The sequence below is a fragment of the Sphingomonas sp. FW306-05-A genome (assembly GCF_058782275.1).
On sequence record NZ_JBYSXN010000002.1, the window covers coordinates 631,229 to 648,703 of the forward strand.

Consider the following 17,475-nt stretch of genomic DNA (forward strand, 5'->3'; position numbering starts at 1 on the left):
GGCTGCGCCTTAGTTCGCTGTCGCGTCGGAAGCGGGGGGTGCGCTTTCCTGGGTCGACTGCGGCGCGGTGTCCGCGGCCTTGGGCTTCATCTTGACGAGGTTTTCCTTGACCGTCGCGCCCGGTTGCAGCGTCGTGATGCCGTCGATCACGACATGCTCGGTCGGGGCGAGCCCCGACTTGACGACGCGAAGCCCCTCGACCTGCGGGCCGGTCTCGACCGGACGGGCGATGACCTTGCCTTCCTTGCCGACGACATAGACGAGCTTGCGCGTCTGGTCGGTGATGACCGCTTCATCGGGCACCAGCATCGCGCGGTAATGGCCCGATCCGAGCAAGCGTGCGCGACCGAACAGCCCCGGCGTCAGGAAGCCGTCGGGATTGGCGATGACGGCATGCGCGCGGATCGTCCCCGAATTGGGATCGATCGCATTGTCGACGAATTCCATCTTGCCGTGCCACCGGAAGCCCTTCTCGTCGGCAAGCTGGACGTCGACCGGGTTGTGCGTCGTGCGCGACGAGCCACGCTCGCCGGTCTTCGCCTGACGCAGATATTTGAGGTAGAAGCTTTCGGCCCCTTCGAAGGAGAACCAGATCGGGTCGGTCGAGACGACGCGGGTGAGGACGCTGGTGGCCTCGGTCGCATAATTGCCGGTGCTGACGCGCCGGTCCGACACGATCCCGGTGATCGGCGAACGCACCGTGGTGAAGCCGAGGTTGAGCTGCGCGGTCGTCACATTGGCACGCGCGGCGCCAAGGTCGGCCTGCGCGGTGCGGACCGCGGCGAGCTTGGTCTCATATTCCTCGCGCGCGATTGCTTCGGCCTTGAGCAGCACGTTGGCGCGGGTGAGTTCGGATTGCGCATTGGTCACCGACGCCTGCGCCTTGGCGACCTGCGCGCGCGCTTGCGCCAGTGCGGCCTGATACGGGCGCGGGTCGATCGTGAACAGGGCATCGCCCTTCTTCACGCGCTGCCCGTTGGCGAAGAAGATCCGCTCGATCGTGCCCGACACGCGCGGGCGCAGCTCGACGTCCTGGATCGCCTCGAAGCGGCCTACGTATTCATCCCAATCGGTCACGTCGCGCTGCAAGGGTATGGCGACACTGACCTGCGGCATCGGGGGCGGCGGCGGTGCCTTTTGCGAACAGGCCGCAAGCAGACCGAAAGCGGCCGCACCAACAACCGGGCGCAAGATGCGCGCATGTGAACTCGTCAATGTCTGATCCCCATTTGGCGCATCGCTCGGCGGCCGGCCAGTGCGGCTCTGCTCTTCCGGCACGCCGCCGCTATGCAGGGACAAAAGTGCTGCCGCCGATGCTGCAATGCAAGAAGAATATACCGCCCGATCGGTACATATTTGCTAACACACTGTTTAAACGCCGTTATTATTCGGTGCGTGAGACAGCCGGGGCGAGATCGTCTCCTCAGCGCGGCACGACTGCCCCGCCCTTCATCACCCAGTCGACGTGCTGCACCGCCCCTGCATCCCGCATCAGGTGGCCCCGTACCGCGATCAGGTCGGCAAGCAGACCGGGCTTGATGCTGCCGCGATCGGTGAGGTGGAAGGCGCGGGCATTGCCCGATGTCGCAGCGATGAGCACATCGCTGATCGGCATTCCGGCTTGTGCCAGCAGCACCATTTCGCGCGCATTCTCGCCATGCGCGAACACGCCGACGTCGCCCCCCATGCAGATCGGCACCCCGGCCGAGCGCGCCAGCGCCAGCGACGCGCGGTTCTCCGCAACCGCCTGCGACACCGGATCGCCGCCGCTCCAGCCACGATAGCGCGATACCGCATCGGAGGCGGCGAGCGTCGGGCACAAGGCGATCCCCCGCGCCGCCATCGCCCGAAAGATCTCGGCTGTGCCACCATAGCCATGTTCGATCGTGTCGGCCCCGGCGGCGATTGCGCGACGCATGCCTTCGGGGGTGGAGGTATGGACCGCGACGGTCCGTCCAGCATCATGCGCGGCGGCGACCGCAGCGGTCATTTCGGCTTGCGAGAAGGTCGCGCGGCTGGGCTCGCCCGGCCCCCAGCGATAGTCGCCGTACAGCTTGACCACGTCCGCCCCTGCCGCGATCTGGCTGCGGACCACGCGGACCACGTCGTCCACGCCGCTCGCTTCCTCCGCGCCCTGCGGAACGTCGGCGCCTGGCTCATAGCCCTTGGGCCCGTACGCCCCCTTGGCCACGATCGCGCGCGTCGCGACGAGCATCCGCGGCCCCGGCACGATCCCCTGCGCGATCGCCTGCTTCAGCCCGACATCAGCATAGCCCGCCCCCTCGGTTCCGAGATCGCGTTCGGTCGTGAAGCCCGCGAGCAACGTTGCTCGCGCGCTCACCGTGGCACGCGCGGTGCGCAGCGCGAGCGGTTCGTGGAGCACCTGATCGTCCCACGATGTCTCGTTATAGGGGTGGAGGAACAAGTGCCCATGCCCCTCGATCATCCCGGGCATCAGCGTTTCGCCCGGCAAGTCGATCGTCTCCGCGCCCGCCGGCACCGCGAGCGCAGGCCCGACCGCGACGATCCGTTCGCCCGTCACCAGCACCTGCCATCCGGCATGCGCGACCGGATCGACCCCGTCGAACACCGCCGCGGGCCGCAACAGGATCGTGCGCGTCGGTGCAGGTGCTGCCCCCATCGCCAGCAAGGCCACCCCGATCAGCCACGTCTTCGCGATCCGCCGCATCATCCACCCCAAGAGTTGTCGCGAGGCACGATGCCCGATAGCGTCGCCCCCATGGATACCCCCGCCCCCGCCATGCGCAAGCGCGCTGCTCTCCTTCTGGCGGCAACGCTGCTGTCGACCGCGGCTGCGCCAGCGCCCGCGCCAGCGGACCGGGCCCGCTGGAAGGCGGAAGCCGCCCGCGTCACGATCACGCGCGATACCTGGGGGATCGCGCATGTCCGCGGCACGACCGACGCGGATGCGGTGTTCGGCGCGATCTACGCGCAGGCGGAAGACGATTTCGCTCGCATCGAGGCCAATTACCTGACCGCACTCGGCCGTACCGCCGAAGCCGAGGGCGAGACCGCCTTGTGGGCGGACCTCCGCCAGCGCCTGTTCGCCGACCCGGTCGATCTGCAAGCGCGCTATGCCGAGAGTCCCGCCTATCTGCAGGCGCTGATGCGCGCGTGGGCGGACGGGCTCAACTACTACCTCGCGACGCACCCCGGGACTCGCCCCAAGGTGCTGACGCGGTTCGAACCTTGGATGGCGCTGTCGTTCACTGAGGGCAGCATCGGCGGCGATATCGAACGCATTTCGCTGACCGACCTCGCCGCTCTTTACGGAGGCCAGCGCATCGCGGTGGCCGAGGAAGACGCCGGCCCCGTCCCCCGCGAACCCCGCGGATCGAACGGCATCGCGATAGCGCCTCGCAACACGGTCGACGGGCACGCGCTGCTGTTGATCAACCCGCACACCAGCTTCTACTTCCGCGCCGAATTGCAAATGACCAGTCGCGAGGGGCTCAATGCCTACGGCGCGTCGACCTGGGGGCAGTTCTTCATCTACCAGGGCTTCAACGAGAAAGCCGGGTGGATGCATACCTCCTCGGGCGTCGACAATGTCGATTCCTTTGCGGAGGACATCACCCGCGCCGGCAACGCGATCACCTACCGCTATGGCAGCGAACAGCGACCGGTCACGACGCGAGCCATTACCCTCGCCTTTCGCAAGGCGGACGGCAGCTTCGCGCGCCGCAGCTTCACGACTTATGCCACCCACCACGGCCCGATCGTCGCGGCACAGGGCGGCAAGTGGATTGCACAAGGGCTGATGTGGAAGCCCGTCCCCGCACTGGAGCAAAGCTGGCTCAGGACCAAGGCGCAGGACCTTGCGAGCTACATGAAGGTCGCCGAGCGTCAGGCCAATTCATCGAACGACACGCTGTTCGCGGATGCCAAGGGGCAGATCGCCTATCTTCACCCGCAATTCGTGCCCGTTCGCAACGACGGGTTCGATTATGCCAAGCCGGTCGACGGCGCGAACCCCGCAACCGACTGGAAGGGCCTGCACACCGTCGCCTCGCTGCCGAATGCGATCGACCCCGGCGTCGGCTGGGTGCGCAACACCAACGACTGGCCGTGGAGCGCTGCTGGCCCCGACAGTCCCAAGGCCAAGGACTATCCCCGTTATATGGACACGTTCGGCGAGAACCCGCGCGGGGTCCATGCCGATCTGCTGCTCACGGGCAAGCACGACTTCACGCCGGAACGGCTGATGGCCGCCGTCTATGACAGCTACCTGCCCGCCTTCGCGCGGCTGATCCCCCCGCTGCTCAAGGCGTATGACGCGCTGCCCGACAAGGACGCGCGCCGCGTGAAACTAGCGGGGCCGATCGGCGTGCTGCGCGGCTGGAACTATCGCTGGGGTGCGGACTCGGTCGCGACCACGCTCGGCGTGCTGTGGGGCGGCAAGATGTGGCGTGAGGCAGGCACCTTCATTCAAGCCGAGCAGATCAATGTCCCCGATTACATCGCCACCCGCGTTCCCGACGCGCGCAAGCTCGACGCGCTGGGCGAAGCCGCCGACCAACTGACCCGCGACTTCGGGACGTGGCAGGTCGGCTGGGGCCAGATCAACCGCTTCCAGCGGCTCGACGACTCGATCCAGCCGCATTTCGACGATGCGAAGCCGAGCATCCCCGTACCCTTCACCTCGGCGCAATGGGGCAGCCTCGCGTCGTTCGGCGCGCGGCCCTACTCCAATACCAAGAAACTGTACGGATCGAGCGGCAACAGCTTCGTCGCAGTGGTCGAGTTCGGACCCAAGGTCCGCGCCTGGGCGGTGACTGCGGGTGGCGAAAGCGGTGATCCTGCGTCCCCGCATTTCCGCGACCAGGCAGAACGTTATGCCGGCGGCGCGCTGCGTCCGGTATGGTTCTACCCCGCCGACATTACCGCGCATACCGCACGCCAGTACCGCCCGGGGGCAGCAGCACGCAAACGTTGAACAATGCCGCCCGGCACATCCAACGTGGCAACGCTGTCAGATGCCGCAGCGCAACACACGTTCAATTCCTGCGGTCAGGCTGTACGCTCGCCTTGCAGCGCGGTTGGAAAAGCGGCATGTAACGCACGAAAATTACCCCTCTTGAGGTTGGTGGTTTATTCCTATAACACAGTGTTGCAAGCACGAAGGCTGCTCTCGGGCGGTACGGGCGGGGGGTAGGGTCGCAAGACCCTAAGGATCTGGATTGACTCAGATGAATTACGAGACGCGTGCGATCGGCAATGAGGAGGTACTTGGGCTCCCGAGTCCGGACGCGCCGCGCCGGGGACGGACCGGGCTGATCATCGGGATCATTACCGTCATCGCGATCGTGGCGGCGATCGCGTATTTCACGATGGGGCGCGCAAAGCCGGTCACGAAGGCGGTCGAGCAATTACCGCTCGTGTCGGTCGTGGTGCCGGGGCGGTCGAGCGTCGCGCGCGTCGTCTCGGCGACCGGATCGCTGGCCGCGCGCCGCGAAATGCCGATCGGCGTCGCGGGTGACGGTGGCATGGTGACGCGCGTCCTGGTCGAGCCCGGCCAGTGGGTCGCCAAGGGGCAGGTCCTCGCGCTGGTCGACCGCTCGGTCCAGACGCAGACGGCTGCGTCGCTCAACGCGCAGATCGCGGTCGCACGATCGGATGCCGCGATCGCGCAATCCGAACTCGATCGTGCCCAGACGCTGGTGACGCGCGGGTTCCTCTCCAAGGCCGATCTGGAACGCAAGGCAGCGACCCGCGATGCCGCTTTGGCGCGCGTCAAGGTCGCGCAGGCGACGCTCGGCGAGGCCAATGCGCGCACCAACCGGCTCGACATTCGCGCTCCTTCGGCGGGTCTTGTGCTGACCCGCGCAGTCGAGCCGGGGCAGATTGTCGGCCCGGGCACGGGGACGTTGTTCCGACTGGCCGACGGCGGCCAGATGGAAATGCGGGCGCAGATCAGCGAAGCCGATTTGCGCGGCCTGCGGATCGGCGCACGCGCTCAGGTCACGCCGGTCGGCGGCAGCGACAGCTTCACCGGAGAAGTGTGGCAGGTCTCCCCCGTGATCGATCCGACAAGCCGGCAAGGCATCGCGCGCATCGCCCTGTCGTATAATCCCGCGCTCCGCCCCGGCGGGTTTGCCTCGGCTTCGGTCGTCTCGGGCATGACCGACGTGCCGCAGCTGCCCAACTCGGCGATCCAGAGCGACGAAAAGGGCAATTTCGTGTATGTGATGGGTGCCGGCGACAAGATCGTCCGGCGCGCGATCAAGGTTGGCGAAGTGTCGGACAGCGGCGTCTCGATCGTCGAGGGGCTCAACGGCACCGAGCAAGTCGTCCTGTCGGCAGGAGCCTTCCTGACGCCGGACCAGAAGGTCAGACCGACGCGCGTCGCGGCGGCCACGGCAAAGCAGGGGTAGCACGATGAGCTTCCGGAACATCTCGGCCTGGTCGATCCGCAATCCGGTCCCGTCGCTGGTCCTGTTCTTCATGCTGACGATGGCCGGCATCGTCAGCTTCACGCGGCTCGACGTCAACAACCAGCCCGACATCGATTTTCCGGTCGTCATCGTCGAGATCAGCCAGCCCGGCGCCGCGCCGACCGAGCTCGAGACGCAAGTCACGCAGCGAGTCGAGGCGGCACTGCGCAGCCTCCAGGGAATCGACGAGATCGATTCCACCGTGACCGAAGGCGATTCGCAAACCGTCGTCCAGCTCGCGATCGGCACGCCGATCGACCGCGCGGTCGAGGACGTCCGCTCCGCAGTCGCGCAGATCCGCAGCAACTTGCCCGACGGTATCCTCGAGCCGCAGATCATGCGCGCCAACACCACCGGCAACGATCTCGCGAGCTATGCCGCGATCAGCACCGACATGACGGTCGAGCAGCTCAGCTGGTACATCGACAACAATGTCGCCAAGGAATTGCTGTCGGTACCGGGCCTTGCCGGCGTCAACCGCAACGGCGGCGTCGATCGCGAGATCCGCGTCATCCTCGATCCCGCCAAGCTTTCCGCACACGGTCTGACCGCATCGCAAGTCAACCAGCAGTTGCGCCAGGTCAACCTCAACGCCGCGGGCGGCCGCGCACAGCTCGCCGGGTCCGAACAGTCGGTCCGCGTGCTCGGCAACGCGCAAAGCGCGTACCAGCTCGGCCAGACGCAGATCGCCACCGGGCTTGGGCAGACGCTCAAGCTCGCAGATCTTGGCCGTGTGCAGGATCTCTACGCCGAGCAACGCTCATCGTCCGCGCTCAACGGCCAGCAAGTGCTGTCGTTCGATTTCCAGCGCGCCAAGGGCGCGTCGGACGTCACGGTGTTCGAGGAAGCCGAGAAGAAGCTCGCCGCGCTCGAGGCGCGCAACCCCAAGGTGCATTTCAAGCGCATCTCGGACTCGGTCAAATACACCAAGCAGCAATATGATTCGGCAATGGAAGCGATGGTCGAGGGCGCTTTGCTCGCGGTCGTCATCGTGTTCGTATTCCTGCGCGACTGGCGCTCGACGATCATCTCCGCGCTCGCGATCCCGCTGTCGGCGATCCCGACCTTCTGGGTCATGGATCTGCTCGGCTTCACGCTCAACAACATGACCCTGATGGCGCTCAGCCTCGTTGCGGGCGTGCTGGTCGATGACGCGATCGTCGAGATCGAGAACATCGTCCGGCACATGCGCATGGGCAAATCCGCCTATCAGGCCTCGATCGACGCCGCCGACGAGATCGGTCTCGCGGTGCTCGCGACGACCATGGCGATCGTCGCGGTGTTCCTGCCGGTTGGCCTGATGCCGGGCATTTCGGGCCAGTTCTTCAAGAACTTCGGCCTGACCGTCGTCGCTTCGGTGCTGATGAGCCTTGCGGTCGCGCGTCTCATCACGCCGATGCTCGCCGCCTATTTCCTCAAGGCGCAAGGCGAGGCTTCGCATGGCGAGGGCTGGATCATGGATCGCTACATGGCGATCCTGCGCTGGACGCTGCTCCATCGCTGGTCCGCGATCCTTGCGGGTGCGGTTGCATTCGGGGCGACGATCTATCTGTTCATGTCGATCCCAGCGACGTTCCAGCCGCTGCGTGACAGCGATTCGAGCACTGCGAACGTCGAAATGGTGCCGGGTACGACGCTTGCGGAAACAAAGGCCGTCGTCGCGCAGGTCGCGGACATCCTCCAGAAACAGCCAAGCGTCGAATCGGTCTATTCGCGTGCCTTCGTCGGCAACGGTCGCGTCACCGCGATCTTCAAGCCGAAGAAGGAGCGCACGATGAAGAGCTACGACTTCGAACGTGCGCTCGCCCCGACACTCCAGACGATCCCCGACGCGCGCGTTTCGTTCCGCTCGTCGAGCGGCTGGGGTAGCGGTGGCCGTGCGCTGACCGTTACGCTCGGCAGCGACGATCCCAAGATCCTTGCCGAAACGGGTGCCAAGCTGGTCGAACAGATGAGCAGACTGCCCGATATCGTCGCGCCGCGGATCAGCGGGGACCTCAAGCGTCCCGAGATCGTCATCACGCCGCACATGGACCTTGCCGCGAGCATGGGGGTGACGACCGCCGCCATGTCGAGCGCGATCCGCATCGCGACGCTTGGTGACATCGACCAGAACAGCGCCAAATTCTCGCTGTCCGATCGCCAGATCCCGATCCGCGTCGCGCTCGACCAGGATTCGCGTCAGCGGCTGTCGACGATCCAGAACCTGCCGGTGCAGACCGCGAGCGGAGGATCGGTCCCCTTGAGCGTCGTCGCCGACATCGGCTTCGGTGCAGGCCCGACCAAGATCGAACGCGTCGCGCAGCAGCGCCAGCTGACGATCGGTGCGGATCTCGCGCCCGGCGTCGTCAGCGGCACCGCGCAGAAGGAGATCCACGAACTCCCGCTGTTCAAGACGATGCCGATCGGGGTCAAGGAACTCGTCCTCGGCGAGTCGAAATGGCAGGAAGAGCTGATCCAGAACTTCATCATCGCGCTGGTTGCGGGTATTTTCCTGCTCTTCGCGGTGCTGGTCCTGCTGTATCGCCGCCTGTTGCCGCCGTTTATCAACATAATGTCGCTGCTGGTCGCACCGCTTGGCGGGTTGATCGGGCTGGCGGTCACAGGCACGCCGATCTCAATGCCGGTCTATATCGGGTTGATTATGCTGCTCGGGATCGTCGCCAAGAACTCGATCCTGCTGGTCGACTTCGCACTGGAGGAGATGAACAAGGGCGTCGACGTCGTCACCGCGATCATCGACGCCGGACACAAGCGTGCACAGCCAATCGTGATGACGACCGTCGCGATGGTCATGGGGATGATGCCGACCGCGCTCGCGCTGACCGGCGACGGATCGTCGCGCGTGCCGATGGGGATCACCGTGATCGGCGGGTTGATCCTCTCGACCGTGCTGACGCTGCTGATCGTGCCCGCCAGCTTCAGCCTTGCGGTCGGGATCGAAAGCCGGGTGGGACCCGTCTTGCGGCGTCGCCTGCTTACCTATCGTCCCGGCGACGATGGCGGCCCGCTGATCGAACACCGTCCCCCGACCCCGCCGCAGCTAGGTCCGGGCGACCCGGGGCGGATCCCGTACAAGCCCGGCGACGACAAGCCGCAACCCGCGGAATGATCTGACGATCCTCCGAACCTCGCGGAAAAAGCGTTCGTTGCACACAGCGACGCTTGAACATTCCGCGACTTCGGGGATTGGTCCCGCAATGCGACGTTCCCCCCCAACCCGTGCGTTCGAAGCACCACCGGCGGGGCTGGTGCGCATGCGCTGGATCGCGGGCGGTCTGCTCGTGGCGATGGCCATCACCTTCTTCGTGGCGCGCACGCTTTACGATCCACGCACGTCGTTCGGCGCCTCCATGGGGTTCGTCCGCGCCTTTGCGGAGGCAGCGATGGTCGGCGGGCTGGCGGACTGGTTCGCGGTCACCGCCCTGTTCCGCCACCCCTTCGGGCTCCCCATCCCGCACACCGCGATCATACCGCGGAACAAGGATCGCATCGGCACCACACTCGCTGCGTTCCTGCGCGACAACTTCCTGATTCCGCGCGTCGTCGCGCGGCGGATGAACGGGCTCGACATCGCGGGCGCGGCAGGACGCTGGCTCGCCAATCCGCCCGGCGGCGACGGTCGCTTACGACGCGGCGCATCGCGGCTCGCGGCGCACATGCTCGAAGCGTTCGATCAGCAGCGGCTCGGCGGGATGGTCAAGGCCGGAATCGGCCAGCGCCTGCGCGCGCTCGATGCCGCACCGCTGCTCGGTCAGGCACTGACCGCGGCGATCGCGGAAGACCGCCACCTTCCGCTGCTCGACGGAATCGTCCGCTGGGCGGCGCGCGTGCTGGAAGCAAACGAGCATCTGGTGCGCGCAATGGTGAGCGAACGCTCTGGATCGATGATGCGCTGGACCGGTCTCGACGAGACGCTTGCGAACAAGATCATCGCCGGGTTGAACGGCCTGCTAACGGGCATCGCAGCGGACCCCGATCACCCGCTACGCGAAAAGGCCGAAGAAGGTCTCGCCAAGCTCGCGGATGATCTGATGCACGATCCCCGGATGCGCGAGCGCGTTGCGGCGGTGAAAAGCGAGATCATCGACAATCCCGCGATGCAACGCTGGCTCGACGGTCTTTGGGAACAGGCGCGCACCGGAATGCTCAAGCTTGCACGTGATCCCGACCGGGTTTTGGCGGGGCCAGTCGGCGATGCGCTGCGCCAGTTGGGCGGCACGCTCCAGACCGATCCGCGACTGCGCCTGACGATCAATCGGTTCGTGCGGCGCGCCGTCGTCGGCCTGGCGGCGGACTATGGCGACGGCATCGTCCGGCTGGTGTCCGAAACGGTGCAGGGGTGGGATGCGCAGACTATCACGCGGCGGCTGGAAAATGCGGTGGGCAAGGATCTGCAATATATCCGCGTCAATGGAACGCTGGTCGGCGGACTCGTCGGCCTCGCGATCCACGCGATCGACGTCACGCTGTGACGCCCGCTCGTCTCCGGGGGCGCTACCGTGTCCAGTCCTCGACCGCCCAGCCGCGCAATGCCGCCATCGCGCGAAGCGGCGGATGCGGGTTCACCGCAATCCCCACGTCCGCCCACTCCAGCGCAGGCGCGTCCGAGGCATGATCGGAATAGAAGCGGATCACCGCGTCCTCGCGGGCAATCCCCTGCTCCGCCATCCACGCCTCGATCATGCGGAGCTTGGCGGGCCCGTAGCAATTCTCCCCGTCGATCCTGGCGCGAACCCGGCCGTTCTGTCGGACCACGTTGGTCGCAATCACCGCATCGAACCCGAGTTGCTCACCAATCGCCTCGGCATAAAAGCCGTACGACGCGGTCGCCATGACGATGCGGTAGCCCGCTGCGCGGTCCGCCGCAATCTGGTCTCGCGCTCCGGCATAGATACCCGATTCGGCGACGGTAGCAGCAAAGCGACTCGCGGCGCGCTTCGCCGCGGCCTCGGTCATGTTGCCGCCAAGCAGCAGGCGTTGCGCGATTTCCTTCAGCCGCGCCCGCCCCATCAGGCGAAGTGTATAGCCCAGCCCGGCAACCGCCACGATCGGGAACAAGCCGAGCCGCCACGGCGCATTCGCGCGTGCGGTGGCGACCAGGAACGGCGTCCAGGTCGGTGCATAGGTGAGCGTTTTGTCCATATCGTAGACGGCAAGATGGTGCATGGCAGCGTTCAAACCACACCAACGCTTGCCGATCCACCCCGATTGCAGCAAGGAAGGCGCGCATGACCGATACGGCCGCCTTCTCCCAGGACAGCGACACGGTACGCTTCACCGGCAGCCTCGTGCTTGCCCGGATTGGCGACCTGCCCGAACGCCTCCGTGACTCCACCGAAAAGGTCGCGCATATCGACCTGAGTGGGGTGGAACGGATCGATACGGTCGGTGCCTGGATCGTCCACCGCTTCGCCGCGCAGCACAAGGCCGACATCATCGGGCTCGACGCGGACGGCGAACATCTTCTCGAACAGGTCGCCAACGCCGACCAACCGGTTGCAATGCGCCCTGCCCCCGTCGGCAGCTTCCAGCGAGTCGTCGGGGAACTGGGCGATTCGGTCGTCCAGGCGGGGCACACGCTCTATGGCCTGCTCGGATTCTTCGGTGCGACGCTGATCGCCTTCTGGAATGTCGCGACTCACCCGAAGCGGTTCCGCTTCAACGCGGTGGTTCAGCGGTTCGAGGTCGTAGGCGTGACCGCGCTCGGAATCATTGGCCTGATGAGCTTCCTGATCGGAATCGTCATCGCGCAACAGGGCTCGGTCCAGTTGCAGCAATTCGGGTTCGAAGTGTTCACGATCAACCTGGTCGGGCGAATCACGCTGCGCGAATTGGGCGTACTGATGACCGCGATCATGGTCGCTGGCCGCTCCGGCTCGGCCTTCGCCGCGCAATTGGGCACCATGAAGCTGACCGAGGAAATCGATGCGATGCGCACGATCGGCGTATCGCCGATGGAAGCACTAGTGCTCCCTCGCGTCATCGCATCGGTGGTGATGATGCCGTTGCTCGGCATGTACGCCTCGATCATCGCGATCGTTGGCGGCGGATTGTTGTGCTGGGTTTCGCTCGACATTCCCCCCGTGACGTTCGTCCAGCGCATCCGCGAAGTCGTGCCCGTCACCGATCTCTACGTCGGGCTGATCAAGGCACCGTTCTTCGGGTTGATCATTGCGATGGCAGGCTGCTTCCAGGGAATGCTGGTCGAGGGCGATGCCGAACAGGTCGGCACGCGCACGACCGCGGCAGTGGTTCAGGCGATTTTCCTCGTCATCGTGCTCGATGCCTTCTTCGCCGTGTTCTTCACCTCGATCGGGTGGTCGTAATGGAAACCGGTAACGCCAAGGGCAAAGAGAACGACGACGTCATCGTCGTCCGCGATCTGGTCAACGGGTTCGGCGAACAGCTGGTCCACGACGGGGTCAATCTGTCGGTCCGCCGCGGCGAGATCATCGGGGTCGTTGGCGGGTCGGGCACCGGCAAATCGGTGCTGATGCGCTCGATCATCGGACTCCAGGCACCAAAGTCGGGGTCGATCGAGGTCTTTGGCGAATCCACGCTCAATCGTGAGACGACCGAACTGTCCGACCTGACCAAGCGCTGGGGGGTGCTGTTTCAGGGCGGCGCGCTGTTCTCCACGCTGACGGTTGCCGAAAACGTGCAGGTCCCGCTGCGCGAATTCTATCCGGGGCTCGATCCTGTCCTGCTCGACGAAATTGCCGCCTACAAGGTGGTGATGAGCGGCCTTCCAGCCGACGCCGGCCCCAAGTTTCCGTCCGAACTGTCGGGCGGAATGCGCAAGCGTGCTGGCCTGTCGCGTGCGCTGGCGATGGACCCCGAGCTGCTGTTCCTCGACGAACCGACCGCAGGGCTCGACCCGATCGGGGCTGCGGCGTTCGACGAGCTTACGCGCTCGCTCCAGAAAACGCTTGGCCTGACTGTCTTCCTCATCACGCACGATCTCGACACGCTCTACGCTATCTGCGACCGGATCGCGGTGCTGGCGGACAAGAAGGTGATCGCGGTCGGGACGATCGACGAACTGCTCGCGCTGGACCATCCGTGGATCCAGGAATATTTCAAGGGACCGCGCGGCCGCGCCGCGACGGCGACACTCGAGCGCAACGAACATGCTGACGCTGCAGCGGAAGGGCAATAGCTGATGGAAACCCGCTCGAACCATGTGCTGGTCGGATCGGTCGTGCTCATCCTGCTGACGGTGATGCTGCTGTTCCTGGTGTGGATCCTCCGCTGGGGCACCGCCACCGACAAGGAATATGACATCTTCTTCAAACAGTCGGTCGACGGTTTGGCGAAGGGATCTGGCGTCGCCTTCTCAGGCGTGGTGTCGGGTCAGGTGAAGGAGATCGCGCTGTGGAAGCCCGATCCCTCGCTCGTCCGCGTCCGCATCAGCGTCAATCCCGACACGCCGATCCTGATCGGCACGACCGCGTCGTTGCAGGGCAGCTTCACCGGCACCAGCACGGTCCAGCTCGACGGCGCGGTCAAGGGTGCCCCGCCAATCACCTGCCCGGCCGAGAATCCGCTCGCGGATTGCCCCAACGGCGTACCGACGATCCCGACCAAGCCTGGCGGACTCGGCGCGCTGTTGAGTTCCGCGCCACAGCTGCTCGAGCGGATCTCGACGCTGACCGAGCGCCTGTCGGACATGCTGTCGGACAAGAACCAGCAATCGATCGCGGGCATCCTTGCCAACACCAACCGCCTGAGCGCGGCGCTGGCAGATCGCGGGCCTGAAATCGCGGCGACGCTCGCGGAAACGCGCGTCGCGATCCAGAAGGCCGGTGTCGCCGCACAGCAGATCGGACAGCTCGCGGATACGACCAACGGCGTGCTGAAGGACGACGTCAAGCCGGTGATGGCGAACCTCAACAAGACGATCGCTTCCGCACAGCACAGTGCCGAGACGCTCGATGCGGCGATCGGTGATGCGCGCCCGGGGCTCCAGGCCTTCTCCAAGCAGACGATCCCCGAAGTCGGTCAGCTCGTCCACGACCTGCGCCAGATGTCGATGGCGTTGACCTCGGTCGCCGAAAAGGTCGATCGCGGTGGTGCGGGAGCGCTGGTCGGCCAATCGAAGCTGCCTGATTACAAGCCCGGAAAGGGACAGTGACCATGATCCGTTCGACCTCCAAATCGCTGCTCGCGCTGACGGCGCTGGCGTCGCTGTCCGGCTGCATCAGCTTTGCTGCAAAGCCACCGCCGTTCCTGATGACGCTGACCTCCGCCAACACGCTGCCGGTCAACCAGACGCAGTCGTCGAGCACGTCGCCGACGATCACGATCCAGGTCCCCGCCGTTGCCCAATCGCTGGCGGGCGTGCGCGTGCCGGTGCAGTCGAGCACAACGACGATCGCCTATGTCGCCAATGCGCAATGGGTAGAGCCGCCGTCGCGGATGTTCGCGCGACTGCTGTCAGATACGATCCCGCCGCGCACCGGGAAGATCGTGCTGAGCAGCGCGCAATCCTTCTCGGATCCGGGCGCGGTTCTCTCGGGCGAACTTCGCTCGTTCGGCGTGGATGCGGGCACCAACATGGCGGTCGTCGCCTTCGACGGCTCGTTGATCCGCAGCACCGGCAAGGTCGTCGAGAAGCGCCGCTTCGAAGTCCGCGTGCCTGTGAGCAAGGTCGAGGCGGGTCCAGTTGGCGCAGCGCTCAACACCGCTGCCAATCAAGTCGCGGTCGAGGTGGCGGACTGGGTCGGGCGGTAACGAAGCGCCGCCACCTTAACCGGTTGGCACGACTTTCCGTACCGGGCCCATCAGGTTGCACAGGTCCGCCGTCCCCGCTGGGACGGTAAAGAACGGCAGCCCGCGATTGGCGCGCGCTTCCAGCGTGGCGGCAAAGGCGGGCGTGCCTGGGCGCAGATACTGATAGGCGAGCTGCTCGGCGGCCGGCAGATCCGCCGCGATAACGATCCGCTTGATCGGCACGCGCATCTTCGGGTCCTCATACAGCCCAAGCCCCCCGCCGGTCCCGCGCGGCAACGCCGACAGCGCCCCCATTCCGTCGATCACGCGCCCCACCACAGCGATGTTGCGGTCGAGGTGGCGCGGCGCATGGCCGATCACGGTGTACAGGTCCCCGCCCGCCCCCGTATCCGGCGCCAGATCGCGCGCGACGCCGACCATGCCGTAGCAATGCGGCAGCCACTGCCGCTTGCCGTCCCCCGCCAGCGGCCAGCCGCTCGTGCTGAAACCTGTGCGAGACGCATAGGCGTCGCTATACGGATTGGCGACGACGGAACCGTGCGCGCCCCACGCCCACTCATATTCCGCCGGGGGCCGCATCGTGATCCCGGCGGCGGGCGGCTTCTTTTCGGTCGCATCGCCCCATTGCGTGACGTAATTGTCCTGTACGCGGTACACCGTAGCATCGCCCCACCAGCCGCTGCGCACGATGGTGCGGATGTTGGCGACGTGGACGGGCGCAAACTCGGGTGCGAGCCAGATGACGCTGCGCTGCCCGTCGGCGAAATCGATCAGCAGCAGATCCTCGGGCTTGATCGCTCCCCACGCCTCGGCGGGTGCCGCCGCGGCGATCTGTGTCGCCGTTTGCTTCGGCGGCGCAGTGGCGGGCGCGGCCTGCGCAGCGGCTAGGAGCGAGACGAGCAGCGGGATCATGGTCATTTCGACATCGTGACATGCGCGTCTGCCATGATGCAATCCCCACCTGATTTGCACGCACCGTATCGGCACGCTTGCACAGTGCCCGACGACGCTCTAGGGCCACGTTTCTGTCCAGGACATGCGGAGCGGTGGCCGAGTGGTCGAAGGCGCTCGCCTGGAAAGTGAGTATACGTCAAAAGCGTATCGAGGGTTCGAATCCCTCCCGCTCCGCCACTTGTTCGCCCCTCGCCGTCATCCGGGTCTTGGGCCAACACTACCGGACCTGTCGGATCGGCAGACATATTGTCACGAAATGTTTCTATCCATCGGCGGCTGACATCAAAGCAAACGATTCAAGCAGTTAGCACTTTTTCGCAAATTGCCAAACATTATCAGAATTTATCGGCAATCTTTGAATAACCGTTTGTTTTTAAATCAATAACCGCTCAGACCAACGGAGCAACTTAGGAAGCTTTTGGCAGGATTCGACCATTTCTCTCAAACTTTAGTATTAGGTACCTGAAAAACCGACTGTCGACCTGCTTTACGACTCCTTTCTGCTACCGGTCCCAAGGCTGACGCAACCTGCGTCTGGCATGGCTTTTGCTCGTTAACCATCGCCATCGTTGGCGTGTCGTCTGGGAAGACTGTCATCCTGTGCTGCCCGTTCGCGTTGGTCGGAGACGGATCGTCGTCTCCGTTCATTCGCATGCGCAAGACCTCGGTCCGTCATCGACATCTTGGCATGCCAAGCAGGGGATGTTCTGTCATGAAGACGCTTTACCGCTGTTTATCCGGGCTGGCTGTTGCGGCCCTCGCCACGACCCTTGGCGCGACGACGGCCAATGCCGTCGCCTTTACCGATACGATTCAGGCACCGACGGGCTTTTTCCTGCCCGCCGGGGTCGATCCGTTCGCGGCACCCTATTATCGCGAGGCGGATCAGGACTGGGGCTGGCGGCACAATCCGATCACCACGCCGTTCAGCACCGCGACGTTGAACATCAGCGCGTTCGACGTCGACTCGCCGTTCGAGATCGATACCATCTATGCCTATGACAATGGTGTTCGCACGCGGATCGGAAACCTGACCGGCCTGGACGATACCTATTCGTTCGCGAGCTTCACACTTGGCGCGACGTTCTTCGACGACATTGCGAACGGGCTGCGCGTCGAGGTCGATATCGACGCAGAGGACGACGGCTGGGTCCTGACGCTGGTCAAGTCCGCCGTCTCGGTAGACGGCGGCGCTTTGCCGCCCCCGATGCCAGGCGCAGTTCCCGAGCCGGGGACATGGGCGATGTTTCTCGGCGGGTTCGGCCTGATGGGTGCCGCCATCCGCCGCCGCAAGCGGCAAGCGCCGACCCTCCAAACGACGCTCGCCTGA

At 65.3% G+C, this 17,475-nt stretch carries 13 protein-coding genes and 1 tRNA gene; 10 read left to right on the forward strand and 4 right to left on the reverse strand.

Annotated features, from left to right (window positions below):
- Positions 1–9 precede the first annotated feature (9 nt).
- Positions 10–1,278: an efflux RND transporter periplasmic adaptor subunit gene (locus AC3WJR_RS11830; protein WP_492726128.1), complete on the reverse strand. Its 1,269-nt coding sequence runs from the start codon at positions 1,276–1,278 to the stop codon at positions 10–12.
- Between the two features lie 145 nt (positions 1,279–1,423).
- Positions 1,424–2,692: a metal-dependent hydrolase family protein gene (locus AC3WJR_RS11835; protein WP_492725215.1), complete on the reverse strand. Its 1,269-nt coding sequence runs from the start codon at positions 2,690–2,692 to the stop codon at positions 1,424–1,426.
- A gap of 48 nt (positions 2,693–2,740) precedes the next feature.
- Between AC3WJR_RS11835 and AC3WJR_RS11840 the strand changes: the two genes are divergently transcribed.
- The 4 genes from AC3WJR_RS11840 (at position 2,741) to AC3WJR_RS11855 (ending at position 10,930) form a co-directional block, all read left to right on the forward strand.
- Entirely contained in the window at positions 2,741–4,957 is a 2,217-nt protein-coding gene (locus AC3WJR_RS11840; protein ID WP_492725217.1) for a penicillin acylase family protein, read from the forward strand.
- Between the two features lie 253 nt (positions 4,958–5,210).
- Positions 5,211–6,395 (forward strand): efflux RND transporter periplasmic adaptor subunit, encoded by a 1,185-nt coding sequence (locus tag AC3WJR_RS11845; RefSeq protein ID WP_492726130.1) that lies wholly within the window; start codon positions 5,211–5,213, stop codon positions 6,393–6,395.
- Positions 6,396–6,399: 4 nt separating this feature from the next.
- Entirely contained in the window at positions 6,400–9,567 is a 3,168-nt protein-coding gene (locus AC3WJR_RS11850) for an efflux RND transporter permease subunit (RefSeq protein WP_354281803.1), read from the forward strand.
- Between the two features lie 88 nt (positions 9,568–9,655).
- Positions 9,656–10,930: a DUF445 domain-containing protein gene (locus AC3WJR_RS11855; protein ID WP_492725220.1), complete on the forward strand. Its 1,275-nt coding sequence runs from the start codon at positions 9,656–9,658 to the stop codon at positions 10,928–10,930.
- 22 nt (positions 10,931–10,952) lie between these two features.
- Here AC3WJR_RS11855 and AC3WJR_RS11860 read toward each other — a convergent pair whose 3' ends face one another.
- Positions 10,953–11,624, reverse strand: coding sequence for an HAD family hydrolase (locus AC3WJR_RS11860; protein WP_492725222.1), 672 nt, complete (start codon positions 11,622–11,624; stop codon positions 10,953–10,955).
- A 62-nt stretch (positions 11,625–11,686) separates the two neighbouring features.
- Between AC3WJR_RS11860 and AC3WJR_RS11865 the strand changes: the two genes are divergently transcribed.
- The 4 genes from AC3WJR_RS11865 to AC3WJR_RS11880 are packed head-to-tail and all read left to right on the forward strand — an operon-like array spanning position 11,687 to position 15,191.
- The gene (locus AC3WJR_RS11865; protein ID WP_354281797.1) at positions 11,687–12,784 is read left to right on the forward strand and encodes an ABC transporter permease; all 1,098 of its coding nucleotides are present in this window, start codon (positions 11,687–11,689) and stop codon (positions 12,782–12,784) included.
- A complete protein-coding gene (locus tag AC3WJR_RS11870) occupies positions 12,784–13,617 on the forward strand; it encodes an ABC transporter ATP-binding protein (protein ID WP_354281795.1) in 834 nt (277 codons plus the stop codon). Before AC3WJR_RS11865 ends, AC3WJR_RS11870 begins: the two co-directional genes overlap by 1 nt.
- Before the next feature lie 3 nt (positions 13,618–13,620).
- Positions 13,621–14,592 (forward strand): MlaD family protein, encoded by a 972-nt coding sequence (locus AC3WJR_RS11875; RefSeq protein ID WP_354281794.1) that lies wholly within the window; start codon positions 13,621–13,623, stop codon positions 14,590–14,592.
- Positions 14,589–15,191, forward strand: coding sequence for an ABC-type transport auxiliary lipoprotein family protein (locus AC3WJR_RS11880; protein ID WP_354281792.1), 603 nt, complete (start codon positions 14,589–14,591; stop codon positions 15,189–15,191). Before AC3WJR_RS11875 ends, AC3WJR_RS11880 begins: the two co-directional genes overlap by 4 nt.
- A gap of 15 nt (positions 15,192–15,206) precedes the next feature.
- Here the strand turns inward: AC3WJR_RS11880 and AC3WJR_RS11885 are convergent, their stop codons facing one another.
- Entirely contained in the window at positions 15,207–16,109 is a 903-nt protein-coding gene (locus tag AC3WJR_RS11885) for a peptidylprolyl isomerase (RefSeq protein WP_492725226.1), read from the reverse strand.
- A 122-nt stretch (positions 16,110–16,231) separates the two neighbouring features.
- Between AC3WJR_RS11885 and AC3WJR_RS11890 the strand changes: the two genes are divergently transcribed.
- Both AC3WJR_RS11890 and AC3WJR_RS11895 read left to right on the forward strand, forming a co-directional pair.
- Positions 16,232–16,322, forward strand: a tRNA-Ser gene (locus AC3WJR_RS11890).
- A 535-nt stretch (positions 16,323–16,857) separates the two neighbouring features.
- Positions 16,858–17,475, forward strand: coding sequence for a PEPxxWA-CTERM sorting domain-containing protein (locus AC3WJR_RS11895; protein WP_492725228.1), 618 nt, complete (start codon positions 16,858–16,860; stop codon positions 17,473–17,475).

What these genes read in the sequence shown, in the direction of transcription:
- AC3WJR_RS11835 (WP_492725215.1), bottom strand. Translation starts at nt 2,692, where the DNA reads ATGATGCGGCGGATCGCGAAGACGTGGCTGATCGGGGTGGCCTTGCTG.
- AC3WJR_RS11840 (WP_492725217.1), top strand. Translation starts at nt 2,741, where the DNA reads ATGGATACCCCCGCCCCCGCCATGCGCAAGCGCGCTGCTCTCCTTCTG.
- AC3WJR_RS11845 (WP_492726130.1), top strand. Translation starts at nt 5,211, where the DNA reads ATGAATTACGAGACGCGTGCGATCGGCAATGAGGAGGTACTTGGGCTC.
- AC3WJR_RS11850 (WP_354281803.1), top strand. Translation starts at nt 6,400, where the DNA reads ATGAGCTTCCGGAACATCTCGGCCTGGTCGATCCGCAATCCGGTCCCG.
- AC3WJR_RS11855 (WP_492725220.1), top strand. Translation starts at nt 9,656, where the DNA reads ATGCGACGTTCCCCCCCAACCCGTGCGTTCGAAGCACCACCGGCGGGG.
- AC3WJR_RS11860 (WP_492725222.1), bottom strand. Translation starts at nt 11,624, where the DNA reads ATGCACCATCTTGCCGTCTACGATATGGACAAAACGCTCACCTATGCA.
- AC3WJR_RS11865 (WP_354281797.1), top strand. Translation starts at nt 11,687, where the DNA reads ATGACCGATACGGCCGCCTTCTCCCAGGACAGCGACACGGTACGCTTC.
- AC3WJR_RS11870 (WP_354281795.1), top strand. Translation starts at nt 12,784, where the DNA reads ATGGAAACCGGTAACGCCAAGGGCAAAGAGAACGACGACGTCATCGTC.
- AC3WJR_RS11875 (WP_354281794.1), top strand. Translation starts at nt 13,621, where the DNA reads ATGGAAACCCGCTCGAACCATGTGCTGGTCGGATCGGTCGTGCTCATC.
- AC3WJR_RS11885 (WP_492725226.1), bottom strand. Translation starts at nt 16,109, where the DNA reads ATGACCATGATCCCGCTGCTCGTCTCGCTCCTAGCCGCTGCGCAGGCC.
- AC3WJR_RS11895 (WP_492725228.1), top strand. Translation starts at nt 16,858, where the DNA reads ATGAAGACGCTTTACCGCTGTTTATCCGGGCTGGCTGTTGCGGCCCTC.